This window comes from Mycolicibacterium sp. XJ662 (assembly GCF_053484035.1).
In genome coordinates this window covers 1-17,294 of record NZ_JBEFTL010000004.1, presented here as the reverse complement: position 1 = coordinate 17,294, position 17,294 = coordinate 1, and the positions used below count along the sequence as shown (strand labels likewise).

16 protein-coding genes are annotated in these 17,294 nt (G+C 67.8%); 7 read left to right on the top strand and 9 right to left on the bottom strand.

What is annotated here, in order from left to right; genetic code table 11:
• Nucleotides 1–151: 151 nt before the first annotated feature.
• Together ABQE93_RS13525 and ABQE93_RS13520 are read left to right on the top strand one after the other, a co-directional pair.
• The gene (locus tag ABQE93_RS13525; protein WP_448408664.1) at nt 152–709 is read left to right on the top strand and encodes a TetR/AcrR family transcriptional regulator; all 558 of its coding nucleotides are present in this window, start codon (nt 152–154) and stop codon (nt 707–709) included.
• 3 nt (nt 710–712) lie between these two features.
• Nucleotides 713–1,903: an AAA family ATPase gene (locus tag ABQE93_RS13520; protein WP_448408666.1), complete on the top strand. Its 1,191-nt coding sequence runs from the start codon at nt 713–715 to the stop codon at nt 1,901–1,903.
• On the opposite strand, the gene ABQE93_RS13515 is transcribed toward ABQE93_RS13520, so the two are convergent.
• On the bottom strand, nt 1,900–2,763 hold the full coding sequence (locus ABQE93_RS13515) for an SDR family oxidoreductase (RefSeq protein ID WP_448408667.1): 864 nt from the start codon (nt 2,761–2,763) through the stop codon (nt 1,900–1,902). The two genes, ABQE93_RS13520 and ABQE93_RS13515, sit on opposite strands and share 4 nt — an antisense overlap.
• Before the next feature lie 14 nt (nt 2,764–2,777).
• A complete protein-coding gene (locus ABQE93_RS13510; RefSeq protein ID WP_448390622.1) occupies nt 2,778–3,419 on the bottom strand; it encodes a TetR/AcrR family transcriptional regulator in 642 nt (213 codons plus the stop codon).
• Between the two features lie 118 nt (nt 3,420–3,537).
• Between ABQE93_RS13510 and ABQE93_RS13505 the strand changes: the two genes are divergently transcribed.
• Nucleotides 3,538–5,016 (top strand): cytochrome P450, encoded by a 1,479-nt coding sequence (locus ABQE93_RS13505; protein WP_448408669.1) that lies wholly within the window; start codon nt 3,538–3,540, stop codon nt 5,014–5,016.
• A gap of 7 nt (nt 5,017–5,023) precedes the next feature.
• On the opposite strand, the gene ABQE93_RS13500 is transcribed toward ABQE93_RS13505, so the two are convergent.
• The gene (locus tag ABQE93_RS13500; RefSeq protein ID WP_448408670.1) at nt 5,024–5,515 is read right to left on the bottom strand and encodes a 2-isopropylmalate synthase; all 492 of its coding nucleotides are present in this window, start codon (nt 5,513–5,515) and stop codon (nt 5,024–5,026) included.
• Nucleotides 5,516–5,738: 223 nt separating this feature from the next.
• On the opposite strand from ABQE93_RS13500, the gene ABQE93_RS13495 reads away from it, so the two are divergent.
• Entirely contained in the window at nt 5,739–6,494 is a 756-nt protein-coding gene (locus tag ABQE93_RS13495) for a sulfite exporter TauE/SafE family protein (protein WP_448408672.1), read from the top strand.
• A 12-nt stretch (nt 6,495–6,506) separates the two neighbouring features.
• Here the strand turns inward: ABQE93_RS13495 and ABQE93_RS13490 are convergent, their stop codons facing one another.
• Both ABQE93_RS13490 and ABQE93_RS13485 read right to left on the bottom strand, forming a co-directional pair.
• Entirely contained in the window at nt 6,507–7,571 is a 1,065-nt protein-coding gene (locus ABQE93_RS13490) for a phosphotransferase family protein (RefSeq protein ID WP_448408674.1), read from the bottom strand.
• 12 nt (nt 7,572–7,583) lie between these two features.
• On the bottom strand, nt 7,584–8,411 hold the full coding sequence (locus tag ABQE93_RS13485) for a class I SAM-dependent methyltransferase (RefSeq protein ID WP_448408720.1): 828 nt from the start codon (nt 8,409–8,411) through the stop codon (nt 7,584–7,586).
• A gap of 122 nt (nt 8,412–8,533) precedes the next feature.
• Between ABQE93_RS13485 and ABQE93_RS13480 the strand changes: the two genes are divergently transcribed.
• Nucleotides 8,534–9,208, top strand: a complete 675-nt coding sequence (locus tag ABQE93_RS13480) for a winged helix-turn-helix transcriptional regulator (RefSeq protein WP_448408675.1) — start codon at nt 8,534–8,536, stop codon at nt 9,206–9,208.
• Nucleotides 9,209–9,212: 4 nt separating this feature from the next.
• On the opposite strand, the gene poxB is transcribed toward ABQE93_RS13480, so the two are convergent.
• Both poxB and ABQE93_RS13470 read right to left on the bottom strand, forming a co-directional pair.
• Nucleotides 9,213–10,949: a ubiquinone-dependent pyruvate dehydrogenase gene (poxB, locus tag ABQE93_RS13475; protein WP_448408676.1), complete on the bottom strand. Its 1,737-nt coding sequence runs from the start codon at nt 10,947–10,949 to the stop codon at nt 9,213–9,215.
• A 71-nt stretch (nt 10,950–11,020) separates the two neighbouring features.
• A complete protein-coding gene (locus ABQE93_RS13470; protein WP_448408677.1) occupies nt 11,021–11,788 on the bottom strand; it encodes an SDR family NAD(P)-dependent oxidoreductase in 768 nt (255 codons plus the stop codon).
• A gap of 99 nt (nt 11,789–11,887) precedes the next feature.
• Here ABQE93_RS13470 and ABQE93_RS13465 point away from each other — a divergent pair, with 99 nt between their 5' ends.
• Nucleotides 11,888–13,423 (top strand): molybdopterin-dependent oxidoreductase, encoded by a 1,536-nt coding sequence (locus ABQE93_RS13465; protein ID WP_448408679.1) that lies wholly within the window; start codon nt 11,888–11,890, stop codon nt 13,421–13,423.
• Between the two features lie 108 nt (nt 13,424–13,531).
• Nucleotides 13,532–15,079, top strand: coding sequence for an ATP-dependent DNA ligase (locus ABQE93_RS13460; RefSeq protein ID WP_448408680.1), 1,548 nt, complete (start codon nt 13,532–13,534; stop codon nt 15,077–15,079).
• Nucleotides 15,080–15,098: 19 nt separating this feature from the next.
• Here the strand turns inward: ABQE93_RS13460 and ABQE93_RS13455 are convergent, their stop codons facing one another.
• The gene (locus ABQE93_RS13455) at nt 15,099–16,484 is read right to left on the bottom strand and encodes an MFS transporter (protein WP_448408682.1); all 1,386 of its coding nucleotides are present in this window, start codon (nt 16,482–16,484) and stop codon (nt 15,099–15,101) included.
• Nucleotides 16,485–16,571: 87 nt separating this feature from the next.
• Nucleotides 16,572–17,156: a carboxymuconolactone decarboxylase family protein gene (locus tag ABQE93_RS13450; protein ID WP_448408684.1), complete on the bottom strand. Its 585-nt coding sequence runs from the start codon at nt 17,154–17,156 to the stop codon at nt 16,572–16,574.
• Between the last annotated feature and the right edge of the window lie 138 nt (nt 17,157–17,294).

The window sequence follows — 17,294 nt, the reverse complement described above, 5'->3', positions numbered from 1 at the left end:
GCTTTAATTGCACACTAGACGCAGACACGCTTGCACCGCAACATCGGACCTGACAAGAATCGACACCCGACGGAAAGACAGGGGCGGAAGAATGGTCCACGGCACCGCGGATCGGTCGCCGGGCCGCCGCCCTGGCGGTCGCAACGCCCGCGTGCGCGCTCAGATTCTCAGCGCGACAGCCGAACTCGTCGCGCGGCACGGAATCACCGGCTTTCGCTACGAGGAAGTCGCCGAGCTCGCCGGCGTACACAGGGCCAGCGTGTACCGCAACTGGCCGGACCGCGAGAAGCTGGTCACCGCCGCCCTGCTGCAATACGCCGAGCGTCTCGCGTCCGTCACCGACAGCGGTGACCTCCGCAATGATCTGGTGGACTACCTGATGGGAATCGCCTCCGGCCTGCAGACCCCGTTCGGCCGAGCACTCGAACAGGCAATGAAGGTCACCGACGACAACCCCGCCGTCCGACAGACCGTGACCATGATCCTCGAAGAGCGGGGAGCTGCCTTACAACATCGGGTAAACCTCGCCGAGGACCGAGGTGAGCTGCCGGCAGTTGACAGCGTATTCCTCGGCGAGATGATGGCCGGTCCAGTACGCCTGATCGTCAACCGCGGCACCCGCACGTTCACTCGCAAGGACGCGGAACGCATCGTCGACGTGGTACTTGCCGGGATCCGTGCCACCGCACCACCGGAAGGCGGGTGCTGACAAGTGCTGCAGACCGTCGCGATCCGCGGCTACCGGTCGCTGCGCGATATCGTGTTGCCGCTGGCCCCGCTCACCGTGGTCACCGGCGCCAACGGCACCGGCAAGTCGTCGCTCTACCGTGCGCTTCGGCTGCTGGCCGACTGTGGGCGCGGTGAGGTGATCGGCTCGCTGGCCCGTGAGGGCGGGCTGGAGTCCGTGCTGTGGGCTGGTCCCGAGCAACTGGGCGCCGCACGCAAAAGCGGCCGCGTCGAGGGCACCACCCGCATCGGCCCCGTCTCACTCGAACTAGGTTTCGCCTCAGATGATTTCGGCTACCTGGTGGATCTCGGGCTGCCCCAGATGGCCGGGCACAATTCCCTGTTCGCGCGGGATCCGGAAATCAAGCGCGAGGCGGTGTTCGTCGGCCCGGTGATGCGTCCCGTCTCGACGCTGGTGCGTCGCACCCGTGACTACGCCGAGGCGCGCGCGGAATCCGGCCGGGGATTCGACAAGCTGTCACAGGCGCTGCCGCCGTACCGCAGCGTGCTCGCCGAATATGCCCACCCCGGAGCGCATCCCGAACTCGCCGCCGTGCGAGACCGGCTGCGGGACTGGCGGTTTTACGACGGTTTCCGGGTGGACGCCGCCGCACCGTCGCGTCAGCGTCAGGTCGGCACGCGCACGCCTGTGCTGTCCGACGACGGCAGTGATCTGGCCGCGGCCATCCAGACCGCGCTCGAGGCCGGGTTCGACGATCTGCCGCACGCCGTCGCGGAGGCCTTCGACGGGGCCACCGTGTCGGTGGCCGTGCACGACGGCCTGTTCGACCTTCGGCTACACCAACAGGGCATGCTGCGACCGCTGCGCGCCGCGGAATTATCCGACGGCACACTGCGGTTCCTGCTGTGGGCGGCCGCACTGTCGAGCCCACGACCGCCGTCGCTGATGGTGCTCAACGAACCGGAGACCTCGCTGCACCCCGAGTTGGTGCGCCCGCTGGCGACGTTGATCCGCGCGGCGGCAACCACCACCCAGGTCGTCGTCGTCACGCACTCGAAGGCGCTGCTGGAGTTCCTGGACACCTTGCCCGTCGCCGAGGCGGCCGACAAGGAAGCGACTGCAGTGGAGATCGGGTTGTACAAGGATCTCGGCGAAACCCGTGTCGACGGACTGGGACTGCTGACCGCGCCGCCGTGGGACTGGGGCAACCGCTAGCGGCGCCGTGCGTCAGGGCGCAACGCGCGGGTGAACAGGACATTGGCCTGACGCATCGCGACGCTGTAGGGCCACCATGCGACCCGCTTGAACAGATACAACGCCCGGATGTCGGCCGAGGTGTAGATGAGAAATCGGTTGCGGCGCACGCCCTTGAGGATCTTGTCGGCAGCGTGCTCCGGTGATATCGCGTGGCCACTGAACCTGTCGGTCCACTTCTTGACGCGGGGATCCTCGCGGTCCACACCGGCGATCTGAACCGTCTGCACCAGACCGGTTTTCACCGCGCCGGGCACCACGACCGACACCCCGATGCGGTGGCGGGCGAGGTCGAACCGCAGCACCTCGGACAGGCCGCGCAACCCGTATTTGCTTGCGCTGTATGCCGAGTGCCATGGCAACGCGACCAGCCCGGCCGCCGATGACACGTTGACCAGATGCCCGCCCTGGCCCGCCGCGACCATCGGCGGAACGAACTCCTCGATGACGTGAATCGGGCCCATCAGGTTGATGTCGACCATCGACTTCCAGTGCTGATGCGTCAGCGTCGACACGGTGCCCCACGCCGACACCCCGGCGATGTTCATCACGACGTCCATCGCAGGATGCTCGGCGTGGATGTCTGCGGCGAAGGCTGCCACCGCGTCGTGGTCGGAGATATCCAGGGCCCGGTACTGGGCCACGTGGCCGCCCAGCGCCTTCGCGTCGGCGACGGTGGTCTCCAGACCCTCGGCGTCACGATCAGTGAGGAAAAGCTCGGCGCCCTCGGCGGCCAGTTTCAACGCGGTCGCACGGCCGATGCCGCTGGCGGCCCCGGTCAGAAAACAACGCTTACCGCTGAAACCGCCTCGCTGCGCCATGGCGGTGAGATTACCTACCCGTCGCGCTGGTTCTCGCGCAGGTCCGACCCGCCCCACAGCCCGTACAGCCACAACCGCTCGACGATCTCGATGGCCCGCGCGGGATCGCGCCCGCGGCCGATGAACGCGCTGTCGTGGGTGAGTGTCATCGTCGTCGTCGCCGCCAGGGTGCGCACCAGGGCGGGCAGATCATCGGAGATGGGACGCGCGTCGGCGTCCTGCTCCACCAGGCTGACGATCTTGTCGATGATGCCGTCGGCGAAATCGTCCATCATTTCCCGAATCTGCGCGTCGGTGTTTCTGGCCACCGCGCAGGCGTGCATGATCGGGTCGTTGGTCGCATAGACGGCCGCGGCGCTGCCGACCATCCGCTTGGCGTAATCCGACAGGGTCTCCCCCGGTTCACGGGGCGCGAAGTTGTGCGTGAGCTTGTCGAGTTCTTCGCCGGCGTCGGCGAGGATCACCGCCAGCACCGCGTACTTGGAATCGAAGTAGAAGTAGAAGCCGGACCTGGCCACCCCGGCGCGCTCGCTGATGGTGCTCACCGACAGGTCGGCGAACGATCGTTCCTGAAGCAGTTCGCGCACCGCGCGCACGATCGCATCGCGCTGACGATCACCGCGGCTCCGACGTGTCTCCTTCACTTCAGCCGTCATGGCTTAAGACCTTTTCATCGCGACGCACCTATGCCCAAACTTGACAGGCGTCAAGAGAGAATACCAGGATGGGTGTCAGGTGACATCCACCACAGCTTGCCGTTTTCAGGAGTGTCCGATGCCGACCATCAGCACCAAGGATTACCTCATCGACCAGGCGAAACGCCGGTTGACCCCGACGTTGAACAACCTGCCGCTCGGTCCTCTCGAGCGGCGGCTGAACAACCGGGAGTGGCCGCAGTTCGTGCTGGCGGAGCCGCCGGCGGGCAGCGGGCTCAAACCGGTCATGGGTGATTCAGGCCTGCCGATTCTGGGGCACATGATCGAGGCCTTCCGCGGCGGACCGGACTATGTGCTGCAGGTTTACCGCAAATACGGCCCCGTGCACTACGCCCACTCCCCGGCCCTCGCATCGGTGTCGGCGTTGGGGCCCGACGCCACCCAGGCCGTGTTCTCCAACAAGAACAAGGACTACTCGCAGAAGGGCTGGCATCCGGTCATCGGCCCGTTCTTCAACCGCGGCCTGATGATGCTCGACTTCGAAGAGCACATGTTCCACCGCCGGATCATGCAGGAGGCGTTCACTCGCACCCGGTTGACCGGCTACGTCGAACACATCGACAAGGTGGCGTCAAAGGTGGTCGCCGAGGACTGGGTGGCCAACGACGCGCGGTTCCTGCTGCATCCGGCGCTGAAGGAACTCACCCTCGACATCGCCTCGGTGGTGTTCATGGGACATGAGCCCGGCACCGACCAGGAACTGGTCACCAAGGTCAACGAGGCGTTCACCATCACCACCCGCGCCGGCGGCGCGATCATCCGCACCAGCGTCCCGCCGTTCAAGTGGTGGCGCGGGCTGCGCGCCCGCAAGGTGCTCGAGGACTACTTCGAGGAGCGGGTCAAGGAGCGCCGCCACGCCGGGGGCACCGACATGCTCTCGGTGCTGTGCCATGCCGAGGACGAGGACGGCAACAGCTTCACCGACGAAGACATCGTCAACCACATGATCTTCTTGATGATGGCCGCCCACGACACGTCGACGTCGGCGTTGACCACGATGGGCTACCACCTCGCCGCCAACCCCGAGTGGCAGGAGCGCTGCCGCGACGAGTCGGCCAGGCTGGGTGACGGGCCGCTGGACATCGAGGCGCTGGAGAAGCTGGAAACCCTCGACCTGGTGATCAACGAATCGCTGCGGCTGGTCACCCCGCTGCCGTTCAACGTGCGCCAGACCGTGCGCGACACCGATCTGCTGGGTCACTACATTCCGGCCGGCACCAACGTCGTGACGTGGCCGGGGATGAACCACCGGCTGCCGGAGCTGTGGACGAACCCCGAGAAGTTCGATCCCGACCGGTTCGCCGAACCCCGCGCGGAGCACAAGAAGCACCGTTATGCGTTCGCCCCGTTCGGCGGCGGCGCGCACAAGTGCATCGGCATGGTGTTCGGTCAGCTCGAGATCAAGACCGTGATGCACCGGCTGCTGCGCAAGTACCGCCTCGAGCTGCCGCGGCCGGGCTACAAGCCGAGCTACGACTACGCCGGTATGCCCATGCCGATGGACGGTATGCCGATCGTGTTGCGCCCGCTGCGCTGACCGGGGCCTATTGCACCGTGATCAGCCGGTTGGCGCAGGCGATCACCGCGTCGAGCGCCGACCGCGTCGGGTCGTCCGACAGGCCCATCGCCCACTCCGAGCGCGCGCCGTCGGAGCCGCGGATGAACGTCGCGGTGCGCTCACCGGCGGGCACCTGGTGGAAAGCGGTGGTCTCGACGGCGATGCCGAGGTCGTCGTACAGCATCGCCGTCAACGCGGCGACCGGACCTGACGCCGCCGCCGACGACGTGCTGACCCGCTCACCGATGGCCAGGGTTGCCTGGTAAGACCGGGCCTGCGGCCCCAGCCGCGTCGCGCGACGGTGGCCGTCGGCGCAGGACCAGGTACGCAACTGCAGCGGCCCGGCGCTCGGCGCGTACTCGCTGACGAACGATTCAAACGACATTGCATCGGCCTCCTCACGTAGGCCGCGAGGCAACGGGATTCCAAAGCGCGCCGCCCCGGTGAGGGTGGGTCGTGTGGTGACTGCAAGGGACATGTGCCGGTCTTCTGCTCATAGGAGTGACCGACGGAAGTAGTAGCTTCGACCCACAGCGAGGGGTCGGTCGTGATCAGACCCCGCTGCGGGTTGCTACTACTACAAGTCGCCTTGGCACGGTGCCGATGCTAGACGCTCGGCGAGCAGGTGTGCAATTGCTTTTCCTCCCGCACTCGGTGCCCGACATGCCGGCGGTGTGCGCAGGACGTAACGTGAGCCGCCGATGAACTGGGCGTTGCTATTCGCGGCGGGTGTGATCGGCGGACTCACCGGCAGCATCGCGGGACTCGCGTCGGTAGCCACCTACCCGGCGCTACTTGTCGCGGGGTTACCGCCCGTCACCGCCAACGTCACCAACACGGTGGCGTTGGTGTTCAACGGCGTCGGTTCGGTGCTCGGGTCCCGCCCGGAGCTTCGCGGACAGGGCCGGTGGCTGTTGCGGATGATGCCGCTGGCCGCGCTGGCCGGGGCTCTCGGCGCGCTGCTGCTGCTGTCGACGCCGCCGGGGAGCTTCGAGCGTCTGGTGCCGGTACTGCTGGGGGTGGCGTCGCTGGCGATCCTGCTACCGCGGAGCAGCAACGCCGACGTGGCGACCGCGAAGGGGCGCCGTCGTACCGCGAGGACGGTTTTCGAAGCCGGGTCGATCTTTTTGATCTCGATCTACAGCGGCTACTTCGGCGCGGCCGCCGGTGTGCTGTTGCTGGCGCTGCTGTTGCGTATCGGCCACACGACGCTGGCGCGCGCCAACGCGAGCAAGAACTTCCTACTCGGCATCGCCAACCTAGTCGCCGCCGTGGTGTTCGCGAGTGTCGCGCCGGTGCAGTGGTGGGCCGTGGTGCCGCTGGGACTCGGCTGCCTCATCGGCTCGCGCCTGGGCCCCGTCGTGGTCCGCCATACCCCCGCCGGTCCGATGCGGGTGTTGATCGGCGTGGCCGGTCTGGCGGTGGCGGTCAAGCTGGCCCTCGACACCTATGGCTGAGACCGCATCGCGTCAGATCCCGAACGGGCTGTCGCCCTTGGCGACTCGAGTGCCGATGTCGATCAGGTTCTGCGCGTTGGCATGCAACCGCTCCCCCGCGTCACGACTGGCCTGGCCGACCAGGAAGCGCGACCACGTACCTTCGATCACGATCCCGAGTTTGAAGCATGCCATCGCGACATACCAGTCCAGCCTTGAGGTTTCGCGACCTCCGGCGTCGAGATAGGCATCCAGCAGCTCACGCCGGCTCGCCAACCCGCCGAGCGCAGCGAGCGCGGCGCCCGCGGTGATCGTGTTGGTCTCCAGCGGCCAGCAGATCAGCATCCAACCGAGGTCCAGCAGCGGGTCGCCGATCGTGCACATCTCCCAGTCGACGAACGCCGCCAGTTCCGGCTTGTCCCGGCGCAGCATCACGTTGCTCAGATGCGGGTCACCGTGCAGGATTCCGGGTTGCCCGTCGGGCGGCCGGGTGGTCTCCAGCCATTCGGCGAGCTCGGTGACGGCCAGCGACGCGGGGTCGTACCGGTCGTGACGGTAGCTTTCCAGCAGCCGCAGAAACTGCGGAACCTGGCGCTCCAGAAAGGAACCCGGCCGTTTGAGTTCGGCGAGCGGACTGCCCTCCCACGCCACGTTGCCGAGTTGGGCCAGGCTGGCCGCGTAGGACAGGCCGACCTGGTGGCGCATGCCCGGATCGCGCACGTAGGCCTCGTCGACCTCGCTGCCGGGATTGAAGCCGTCGACCTCTTCCATCAGGTAGAAGACCACCCCGAGCACGTCGAGGTCGTCGCATCCGGCGATGAACTCCGGGTGCGGGACGTCGGTGCCGGCCAGGGTGCGAAGCGCCGCGATCTCGCGCAGCATGGTCTTGTCGCTCGTCGGGCGCGGGTGAAGGGGCGGCCGGCGCAACACCATCGGCCGCCCGTCGACCCGGATCCGCACGACGATGTTCTGGGTGCCGCCGGTCAGCGGTTCGACGTCGGTGACAGTCGAACCCAGGCGCTGGTCGCGCACCCAGCGCTGCAGCGCCTTCTGGTCGTCGTCGGACAGGGTGGGTAGCTGCTGTGCGGCATCGGACATACCGCCATCGTGTCAGGCTCTGCGCGCTGTCAGCAGCAGGTACTCCCATTCCATCGTGGAACCGCCCCGCAGGAAGCCGTCACCGAGGCGGGCCAGGTCGGCGTCGAGGTCGGCGACCCGGTCCGGGTCGGCCTCGATGTTGCGGTACGCCGCGATCGTCGGCCCGTACATCGACCTGAAGTAGTCGCGGAACGCGGCGCCGTCGCCGAAGTGCCCGACGCTCAGCGTGCGTCGTTCGGTGACGACGTCGGTGACGCGGTCGCCGAGCAGGGCGCGGACGTGATCCGCACTGCCCCACAGCGGTGGCGGTTGCGCGCCGGGCGGGGGCGCCGCGACGTAGGGCTTCATGGTGGCGAACAGCTCACCGATTTGGCCTTCGGGGGTCCAGCTCAGCAACGCGACCCGGCCGCCCGGTCTGCACACCCGCACCAGTTCGTCGGCCGCGCGTTGGTGAAACGGCGCGAACATCACCCCGATACACGACATCACTACATCGAATTCGGCGTCACCGAAAGGTAATTCGTGTGCGTCGGCCTCGCGCCATTCAAGCGTGACACCGCGCTCGACGGCCCGCTGGCCGCCGTGCTCGAGCAGTTCCGGACACAGGTCGCTGGCGACGACGTTGGCGCCCGCGAGCGCAGCCGGAATGGCCGCGTTGCCGGTGCCCGCGGCGATGTCGAGCACACGGTCACCGGGGCCGATCCCGGCAGCCTGCACCAGGATCGGGCCCAGCGGTGAGACGATCTCGGCCGCGAGCTTCGGATAGTCCCCGGAGGCCCACATGACCCGGTGTTTGGCGGCGATCTGGCCGTCGTCGACGGCGGTGGCGGAGTCGTTCATCGCAGTTCCTTCCTGCTCGGTGCGGATATCGTCGCGCACGCCGATCACCGCATTCCAGTTCCAAATCTGTACCCGCCCTGGTTCGATATCTGTACTGCCCGTTGCGGCCCGGAGGTACGCACATGCCCGGATACGGCCAGTTCTGTCCCGTCGCCAAGGCGATGGAGTTGCTCGACGAACGATGGACCATGCTCGTCGTGCGTGAGCTGCTGCTCGGCAGCCGCCACTTCAACGATCTGCGTCGCGGGGTGCCGAAGATGTCGCCGGCACTGTTGTCCAAGCGGCTGAAATCGCTGGTTCGCGCCGGTGTCGTGGAACGCGCCGACGTCGACGGCCGCACCACCTACACGCTCACGGCGTGCGGCAAGGAACTCGCCGAGGTCGTCGACGCGCTCGGCGCATGGGGGGTGCGGTGGATCGGCGAACTCGGCGAACAGGATCTCGACCCGCACCTGCTGATGTGGGATATCCGGCGCACCATCCCCATCGCCGAATGGCCGCGCAAGCGGACCACGTTGGCATTTCGGCTGACCGAGGTGGCGCCGAAAGCCGCACGGTGGTGGCTGGTGGTGGCCGATGATCAGGCTGACGTGTGCGACTTCGATCCCGGCTACGACGTGGCCGGCACCGTCGAAGCGAGCCTGCGGACCCTCACCCGGATTTGGCGTGGCGACGTGACGTGGCAGCACGCGCTGCTCGACGGCAGCGTCGCGGTGTCCGGGCCGGCCGAGGTGCGCCGCGCGGTTCCGACGTGGATCGGCCAATCGCTGCTGTCGGCGGTACCGCGGCCGGCGTGAGCGTTCAGTCCAGGATGCGGCGGGCCACGTTGGTGGTGACCAGATCGAGAAGTTCGTCGGCCCGCCCGGCCATGATCGTCCGAATCGCGTACAGCGAGAAGCCTTTGGCTTGTTCGACGGTGATGGCCGGCGGTATCGACAGCACCTGGCGCGCGGTCACCACATCGATCACCGCGGGCCCGTCGACGGCGAACGCGTCGACGAGGGCCCGATGCAGGTCGCCCGGTTGCTCGACGCGCCTGCCGAAGATGCCCATCGCCTGCGCGACGGCGGCGAAGTCGGGGTTGACGAGGTCGGTGCCGAAGTTGACGATCCCGGCGGCTTTCATTTCGAGCTCAACGAAATTCAGCGACGAGTTGTTGAAGACGATCACCTTGACCGGCAGCTTGTTCTGGATCAGCGTCACCAGCTCACCGAAGAGCATCGTCAGCCCGCCGTCACCGGCCAGCGCGACGACCTGCCGGTCGGGCTGTACGGTCTGCGCGCCGATCGCGTGCGGTAGCGCGCAGGCCATCGTGCCGTGGTTGAACGATCCGATCAGCCGGCGCCGGCCGTTCATCGTGAGGTAGCGCGACGCCCACACCACCGGTGAGCCGACGTCGACGGTGAACACCGCGTCGTCGGCGGCGAGCTGATCAGTAAGGCCCGCAACGTATTCCGGCCGGATCGGGGTGCGGTCGCGGTCGTTGACGGCCAGCTCGTCCATCGACTTGCGGGTCTTGCGGTAGTGGCGCAGCGAACGGTCGAGGTGCTCGCGGTCGGTCTTGGGTCGCAGCAACGGCGCCAGCGCGGCGACCGTGTCGGCGACGGTGCCCACCAGCCCGAGATCGATCGGCGTGCGCCGGCCGAGGTGGCGGCCCCGGATGTCGACCTGGATGACCTTCGCGTCGTCGGGATAGAACTGCGGATAGGGGAAGTCGGTGCCCAGCATCAGCAGCGCGTCGGCCTCCTTGATGGCTTTGTAGCCGGAGGCGAACCCGAGCAGACCCGTCATGCCGACGTCGAACGGGTTGTCGTACTCGATAAACTCCTTGCCGCGCAACGCATGTACGACCGGCGCGTTGAGGGTGCCGGCCAGCTCGATCAGCGCGTCGTGCGCGCCGGCCACCCCGGCGCCGCCGAGGATCGTGACGGCGCGCGCGTCGTTGAGGATGGCGGCGGCCTGCCGCAGCGACTCGTCGTCGGGGCGCACGACCGAGCGCGTCGCGGTGACCGGACGCGCGTTCCAGGCCGACGCGTCGGCGCGTTGCAGAAAAATCTCCCCCGGGATGACCACCACCGCCACCCCGCTGTCCTCGACGGCGGCCCGCATCGCCATCTCGAGGATCCGCGGCGCCATCTCCGGGGTGCTGATGAGTTCGCAGTAGACGCTGCACTCGCGGAACAGGTCCTGCGGATGGGTCTCCTGGAAGTAGTCCGAACCGATCTCGACTCGCGGTATGTGCGCGGCGATCGCGAGCACCGGAACCCGGCTGCGCTGCGCGTCGAACAGGCCGTTGATCAGATGGAGGTTGCCGGGGCCGCAGCTGCCTGCGCAGACCGCCAGCCCGCCGGTCAGCGCCGCGTCGGCGGCCGCCGCGAACGCCGCGGTCTCCTCGTGGCGAACGTGTTCCCAGCTGATCTCGCCCGATCGGCGGATCGCGTCGGTGAACCCGTTGAGGCTGTCGCCGGGCAGCCCGTACACGCGGCGCACGCCGCTGACCCGCAGGGCGTCGATGAGGTGTTCGGCGACGGTCGCCACCCCGCCCACCCTAATGCGGTTTCGGCGCGCTCACGCCCCGTCACGGTCCATGAGCGCGCCGAAATCACCAGTTACTTGGGGGCGAAGCGCTGGCCCGCGTCCAAACGCAGGCACTGGCCGTTGAGCATCGGGTTCTCGACGATCGCGGCGACCAGCTTCGCGTACTCCTCAGGCTTGCCGAGCCGCTTGGGGAACGCCGCATCCTTGGTCAGCGCCTTGGCGAACTCGTCGGGGATGCCCTCGGTCAGGCCGGTCGCGAACAGGCTCGGCGCGATCGCGAGCGCGCGGATGCCCAGGCTGCCCATGTCGCGCGCCATCGTCAGGCACATGCCCGCGATCGCGGCCTTGGACGCGGTGTAGGCCACCTGTCCGATCTGGCCCTCGAACGCGGCGATCGAGGCGGTGTTGATGATGACGCCGCGCTCTTCCTTTTCGTCGTCGACCGGCTCCTGCTTGCTCATCTGCCAGCCCGCCAACCTGCTGATGTTGAACGTGCCGATGAGGTTGAGGTCCACGCTCTTGCGGAAGGTCTCCAGGCTGTGCGGGCCGTCCTTCTTGACGGTGCGCTCGGCCGCGCCGCCGCCGGCGGTGGTCACGATGATGTGCAGTCCGCCGAGCTCGTCGATCGCCTGCTGCAGCACCTTCTCGGTGCCCTCAAAGTCGGTGACGTCGACCTCAAAGAAGGAGCCACCGATCGCGTCGGCAACTTCCTTGCCCTTCGACTGCGGGCGGTCCAGCACTGCCACGCTCGCACCGCGCTTGGCCAGCAACTCGGCGGTCGCCTTGCCGAAACCGGACGCCCCCCCGACGATGATGGCCTTCTTACCCTCGATCTCCATCTAGCCGCCTTTCCAAAATTTCGTCGAATCGTAAAGCAACTTAGCCGACGGCCTCGTCCGGTCGGCGTTTCGGGTCCGTTCGGGCAGTACCTTGGCAGCATGGCCGTACCCGCCCGGGAAACGCGGATGCTGGCGGGTCTTGCTGCCGCGGCGGTGGCGTTGGGCGTGACCCAACTGCTGGCCGTCGCGTTCGGCCCGCAGGCTGACGCGCGCACCGCCGTCGGCTCGGTGGTCATCGACCTGACGCCGGCCCCCGTCAAGGAATGGGCGATCGCGACGTTCGGCATGGCCGACAAGCTCTTCCTGTCCGTGGCGGTGTTGGGGGTGATCGCGCTCGTCGCCGCGTTGACCGCTGCGCTCGAGAGCCGCCGCGTCCCGGTGGGAAGCATCGCGATCGTGCTGGCCGGCGCCGCCGGGTGTGCGGCGGTGCTGTCGCGCGCGGGTGCGACGCTCGCCGACGTCGTGCCGACGCTGGTGGGGACCGCGTGCGGAGTGGCCGTGTTGCGCCTGCTCGTCTCCGGGCGTTTCACCGACCCGCCGCCCGAGGACCGGGCCGAGCCCGGCAGGCGGCTGTCGCTGCTGGCGCTCGGGTTATTAGCGGCCGGGGCGGCCACCGGGGTGGTCGGTGTGGTGTTGTCGCGGCTGACGTCGTCGGTGGCGTCTGACCGCGACGCGTTCGCGCTGCCGCGTCCTGACGTCGCCGCCCCACCGCCCGGGCCCGCCGTGCAGCCCAAAGACGTTGACCTGACGTCGTTCATCACCGACAACGACGAGTTCTACCGGATCGACACCGCATTGACGGTGCCGCAGCTCAGCCGCGACGACTGGCAGCTTCGGATCCACGGCATGGTGGACCACGAAATCACCTACCGCTTCGACGATCTCGAACGGTTCGAGGCCGTCGAGAAGCTCGTGACGCTGACGTGCGTGTCCAACCCGGTCGGCGGCGACCTGATCGGCAACGCCGCGTGGACCGGCTACCGGGTGCGGGACCTGTTGGCCGAGGCCGGGATTCACGCCGACGCCGACATGGTGCTGTCGACGTCGACCGACGGGTTCACCGCGGGCACACCCGTCGAAGCGCTCACCGGAGACAGCGAGGCGTTGTTGGCGGTCGGGATGAACGGCGAGCCGCTACCCACCGCACACGGATATCCCGCCCGCCTCGTCGTACCCGGCCTTTACGGGTATGTGTCGGCCACCAAATGGGTCGTCGACCTCGAGGTCACCCGGTTCGACCGCGCCGAGGCGTACTGGACCAAGCTGGGGTGGTCCGCGCGCGGACCCATCAAGACCCAGTCGCGCATCGACGTGCCCCGCAGCGGACAGGCCGTCGCGGCGGGTCCGGTGACGTTCGGCGGCGTCGCGTGGGCACAACCCCGAGGCGTGCGCGGCGTCGAGGTCCGCATCGACGGCCCCGGCGGTTCGGGCGACTGGCGCCCGGCCGACCTCGGCGACAGCTACTCCGACGACACCTGGCGGCTGTGGAGCTTTGCCTGGCAGGCCGAACCCGGCCCGCACACGATCACCGTGCGGGCCATCGACAACACCGGCGCGGTGCAGACCGCAGACGTGGCGCCCCCGGTGCCCGACGGCGCCTCCGGCTGGCATGCGGTGTCGTTCTCGGTGACGTGACCACCCGCGCGGCACCGGCGAGCGTGCGGTTCTGCGGTCGACACGCCGTGAACTGTCGAGAGTTCACGCACGCTCGCGCGGTCGTGGGGGCCATGACAGGCTGGTTTGGTGCTGCTGTCTGACGTCGCCGCCGCGTCGGCCGAGGTGGGCGCCGCGTCGTCGCGGCTGGCCAAGATCGCCCGGATCGCCGAGTTGCTGCGGCGTGCCGGCGACGACGGCGACGCGCGACTGGTCGCGGTGGCGGTGTCGTGGTTGTCGGGCGAGTTGCCGCAACGCCAGATCGGGGTGGGGTGGGCGGCGCTGCGTTCGGTGCCGGCGCCGGCGGCCGAACCGTCGCTGACGGTGCTGGAGGTCGACGCGCGGTTCACCGAGATCGGGGCGGTGTCAGGCAAGGGGTCACAAGCGCGACGCGCCGGGCTGCTCACCGATCTGTTCGGCCGCGCCACCGACGGCGAGCAGACGTTCCTGCGCCGGCTGCTCAGCGGCGAACTGCGTCAGGGCGCGCTGGCCGGCGTGATGGCCGACGCCGTGGCCAAGGCCGCCGACGTACCCGCGGCCACGGTGCGCCGCGCCGCCATGCTCGGCGGCGCGCTTCCCGCCGTCGCGGCCGCCGCACTGACCGACGGCGAGGCGGGCCTGCGGCAGTTCACCCTCGAGGTCGGCAGGCCGGTCGGACCGATGCTGGCGCAGACTGCCACCGGGGTCGCGGAAACACTCGAACGCCTCAGTGGCACAGCGGTTTTCGAGGCAAAGCTCGACGGCGCCCGGGTGCAGATCCATCGGGCCGGCGATGCGGTGTCGATCTACACCCGCAGCCTCGACGACGTCACCACACGGCTACCCGAAGTCGTCGACGCCGCCCTGGCGTGGCCGGTGACCGAGCTCATCGCCGACGCCGAGGCGATCGCGCTGCGCTCCGACAACCGTCCGCACCGGTTTCAGGTCACCGCGTCGCGGTTCGGCAAGTCGGTCGACATCGAGGCGGCCCGCACGGCGCAGCCCTTGTCCGTGTTCGTCTTCGACGTGCTGCGCCTCGACGGTGTCGACTTGCTGGACCACCCGACGAGCGAGCGCATCGCGGTGCTGGACACCATCATTCCCGACGGTCAGCGGGTCGACCGCCTGGTCACCGACGATGTCGATGCCGCGCAGGAGTTCCTCGATGCGACGTTGGCCGCCGGTCACGAAGGCGTCATGGCGAAGTCGCCGACGGCGCCGTACGAGGCCGGGCGCCGCGGCGCGGGCTGGCTCAAGGTCAAACCCGTGCACACGCTCGACCTCGTCGTGCTGGCGGTGGAATGGGGCTCGGGCCGTCGCACCGGCAAACTGTCCAACATCCACCTCGGCGCCAGGGATCCCGAGTCCGGCGAGTTCGTCATGCTCGGAAAGACTTTCAAGGGCATGACCGACGCGATGCTGCAATGGCAGACCGCCAGGTTCCTCGAACTGGCCGACGGCCCGACGGACGGTTATGTCGTCAAGGTGCGTCCCGAGCAGGTCGTCGAGATCGCGCTCGACGGAGTGCAGACGTCGTCGCGGTATCCGGCCGGGATGGCGCTGCGATTCGCCCGGGTGTTGCGCTACCGCGACGACAAGAGCCCCGCCGAGGCCGACACCGTGGACACCGTCCGGGCCATCTACCTGCGCAGCGAATAATGTTGAGGGGATTGGGTTCTCAGCCTAGCAAGCGGTCTGGAGCCAACACCTCGACGCTATCCAGGGAGGCGTCCTTGGTCTCGCGCATGACCAGTATCGCGATGAAGCTCAGTGACGCCGCGACGAAAAGATACAGGCCGACCCAGCCGACGCCGTATTGTGTTGCCAGCCAGGTGGCGATGAACGGCGCCACCGCAGCACCCAGAATGCTTGCCACGTTGTAGGAAACCCCTGAGCCCGTATAGCGCACATTCGTCGGGAACAGTTCAGGCAACACCGCGCTCATGGGACCAAACGTGAACCCCATCAACGTCATTCCAACGATCAAGAAGAGCAACATCGTGCCATGCGAGGCCGTGTCCGAGGCGAGCAACGGGACGAACAGGGCACTGAAGGCCATGATGGCCGCAGTGACGACCAGTAGGGGTCCCCGGCGGCCGAAGCGGTCGGAGACCACACCGGACAGCGGCAGCGTCGCGGCGAAGAACAACACGGCGAACAGCTGTAGTTCCAGAAAGTCGACGTACGCGAACCCGAGACCTCCGCCGTCTGGTGTCCGCTTCGCCGTCCCGTAGCTCAGCGCCCAGGTCGTCATGAGATAGAACATCGTGTAGGTCGCCAGCATCACGAAGGTGCCGATGATCAGCGGACGCCAGCTGGTTCGAAATACCTCGGCAAGAGGAACTTTCACCTTCTCGCCGCGGGCAACCGCGCGGGCGAATACCGGCGTCTCGACGAGGCGCAACCGAACGTAGAGACCGATGGCCACCATCACCGCGCTCAGCAGGAACGGTATACGCCAGCCCCACGTCAGGAAAGGTCCGTCAAGGTCGGGCGCGATGTTGCTGTGTCCGATCCATAGCAGCAGCAACACGAAGAGTCCGTTGGCCAGCAGAAAGCCAAACGGTGCTCCGAGTTGCGGCCACATCGCGGCCCAGGCTCGCTTGCCGGGTTTGGCGGTCTCGGTCGCCAGCAGGGCCGCCCCGCTCCATTCCCCGCCCAGCGCCAAGCCCTGCGAGAAGCGCATGATGGCCAGCAACGCGGGCGCGGCGAGGCCGATCTGATGGTAGGTCGGCAGCAGCCCGATCGCGAACGTCGCAATTCCCATCAGGAGCAGGGAGGCGACCAGCGTGACCTTGCGACCGGCGCGATCGCCGAAGTGGCCGAAGAGCACCGAGCCCAGCGGACGGGCCACGAAGGCCAGGCCGAAGGTGGCCAGCGACGCCAGAAGCGCCGTCGTCGGATCGCCTTTCGGGAAGAACAGGTGTGGAAACACCGAGACGGCGGCGGTCGCGTAGATGTAGAAGTCGTAGAACTCGATGGTGGTGCCCACCATCGACGCAACTACGATGCGCCGGCGAGGGATCCCACTAACCAGATCGGGATCGGCGGTGTCGGCGCTCATTTCGTCCCCCCGTGCGAGATCTGGTCTAGATCTGGAGAAGGGACATCATGCCAGACCGCCTCGACCGGCATTTGGCCGCCGTACCGGCTAGCCCGAGGCGACGACGCCGTCAGAATCCCACGGCGCCACACGTGGTTCCGACGTCGCCCGGAACGCGTCGGGCACATCGTCGGTGACGTCCCACGTCGCGGTCAACCGGCCCATCCCCAGCGCGTAGGCGCAGTGCACACCGAGCTCGACGAGTTCCTGCTCGGTGAAATGGCGTCGCAGATCGTCATATACCGCGTCGTCGATCGCCAGATGATCGGTGGCGAACAGGTCGGCGAACCGCAGCGCACTGCTCTCGGCGGGCGACAGGTCGTCGGCGTCACCGGGCTTCTCCAGCGAACACACCGCAGCCTCCGTCAGACCGTCGTCGATCGCGCTCTGGTAGCGCACCGACATACAGCTTCGGCACTGGTTGTGAAACGCGATGCGCAAGCGCACCAGCTCGACGAGCCGGGGCGCCAACGTCCCACTCGAAACCAGCGCCGCCTTCAGGGTGCCGAGTGCACCGGCGACTTCGGGCCGATGGCCGAGTATCGACGCCACCCCGAGGTTGATCCGGTCACCCTGACCCAGACCGTCGGTCGGTATGGAATCGAACGCCGCTGACGGTGCTATTCGGGACATCTTCACCTCACGTCGCCGTAGGTTGTCGCTAGGACAACGTTATACGCCACGGCAACGGTCCGGAAGCTAAACTGTTGGCCATACGGTAAGGAACTCAGAAAGGTCGGCGTGATGAACAAGGACGACATGATCTTGGTG

Bases quoted from the DNA above. Each gene is read 5' to 3' on its own strand.
- ABQE93_RS13485 (WP_448408720.1), bottom strand. From the start codon at position 8,411: ATGAACGACTCCGCCACCGCCGTCGACGACGGCCAGATCGCCGCCAAA.
- ABQE93_RS13480 (WP_448408675.1), top strand. From the start codon at position 8,534: ATGCCCGGATACGGCCAGTTCTGTCCCGTCGCCAAGGCGATGGAGTTG.
- ABQE93_RS13450 (WP_448408684.1), bottom strand. From the start codon at position 17,156: ATGTCCCGAATAGCACCGTCAGCGGCGTTCGATTCCATACCGACCGAC.
- ABQE93_RS13490 (WP_448408674.1), bottom strand. From the start codon at position 7,571: ATGTCCGATGCCGCACAGCAGCTACCCACCCTGTCCGACGACGACCAG.
- ABQE93_RS13495 (WP_448408672.1), top strand. From the start codon at position 5,739: ATGAACTGGGCGTTGCTATTCGCGGCGGGTGTGATCGGCGGACTCACC.
- ABQE93_RS13470 (WP_448408677.1), bottom strand. From the start codon at position 11,788: ATGGAGATCGAGGGTAAGAAGGCCATCATCGTCGGGGGGGCGTCCGGT.
- ABQE93_RS13455 (WP_448408682.1), bottom strand. From the start codon at position 16,484: ATGAGCGCCGACACCGCCGATCCCGATCTGGTTAGTGGGATCCCTCGC.
- ABQE93_RS13515 (WP_448408667.1), bottom strand. From the start codon at position 2,763: ATGGCGCAGCGAGGCGGTTTCAGCGGTAAGCGTTGTTTTCTGACCGGG.
- ABQE93_RS13465 (WP_448408679.1), top strand. From the start codon at position 11,888: ATGGCCGTACCCGCCCGGGAAACGCGGATGCTGGCGGGTCTTGCTGCC.
- ABQE93_RS13505 (WP_448408669.1), top strand. From the start codon at position 3,538: ATGCCGACCATCAGCACCAAGGATTACCTCATCGACCAGGCGAAACGC.
- ABQE93_RS13500 (WP_448408670.1), bottom strand. From the start codon at position 5,515: ATGTCCCTTGCAGTCACCACACGACCCACCCTCACCGGGGCGGCGCGC.
- ABQE93_RS13510 (WP_448390622.1), bottom strand. From the start codon at position 3,419: ATGACGGCTGAAGTGAAGGAGACACGTCGGAGCCGCGGTGATCGTCAG.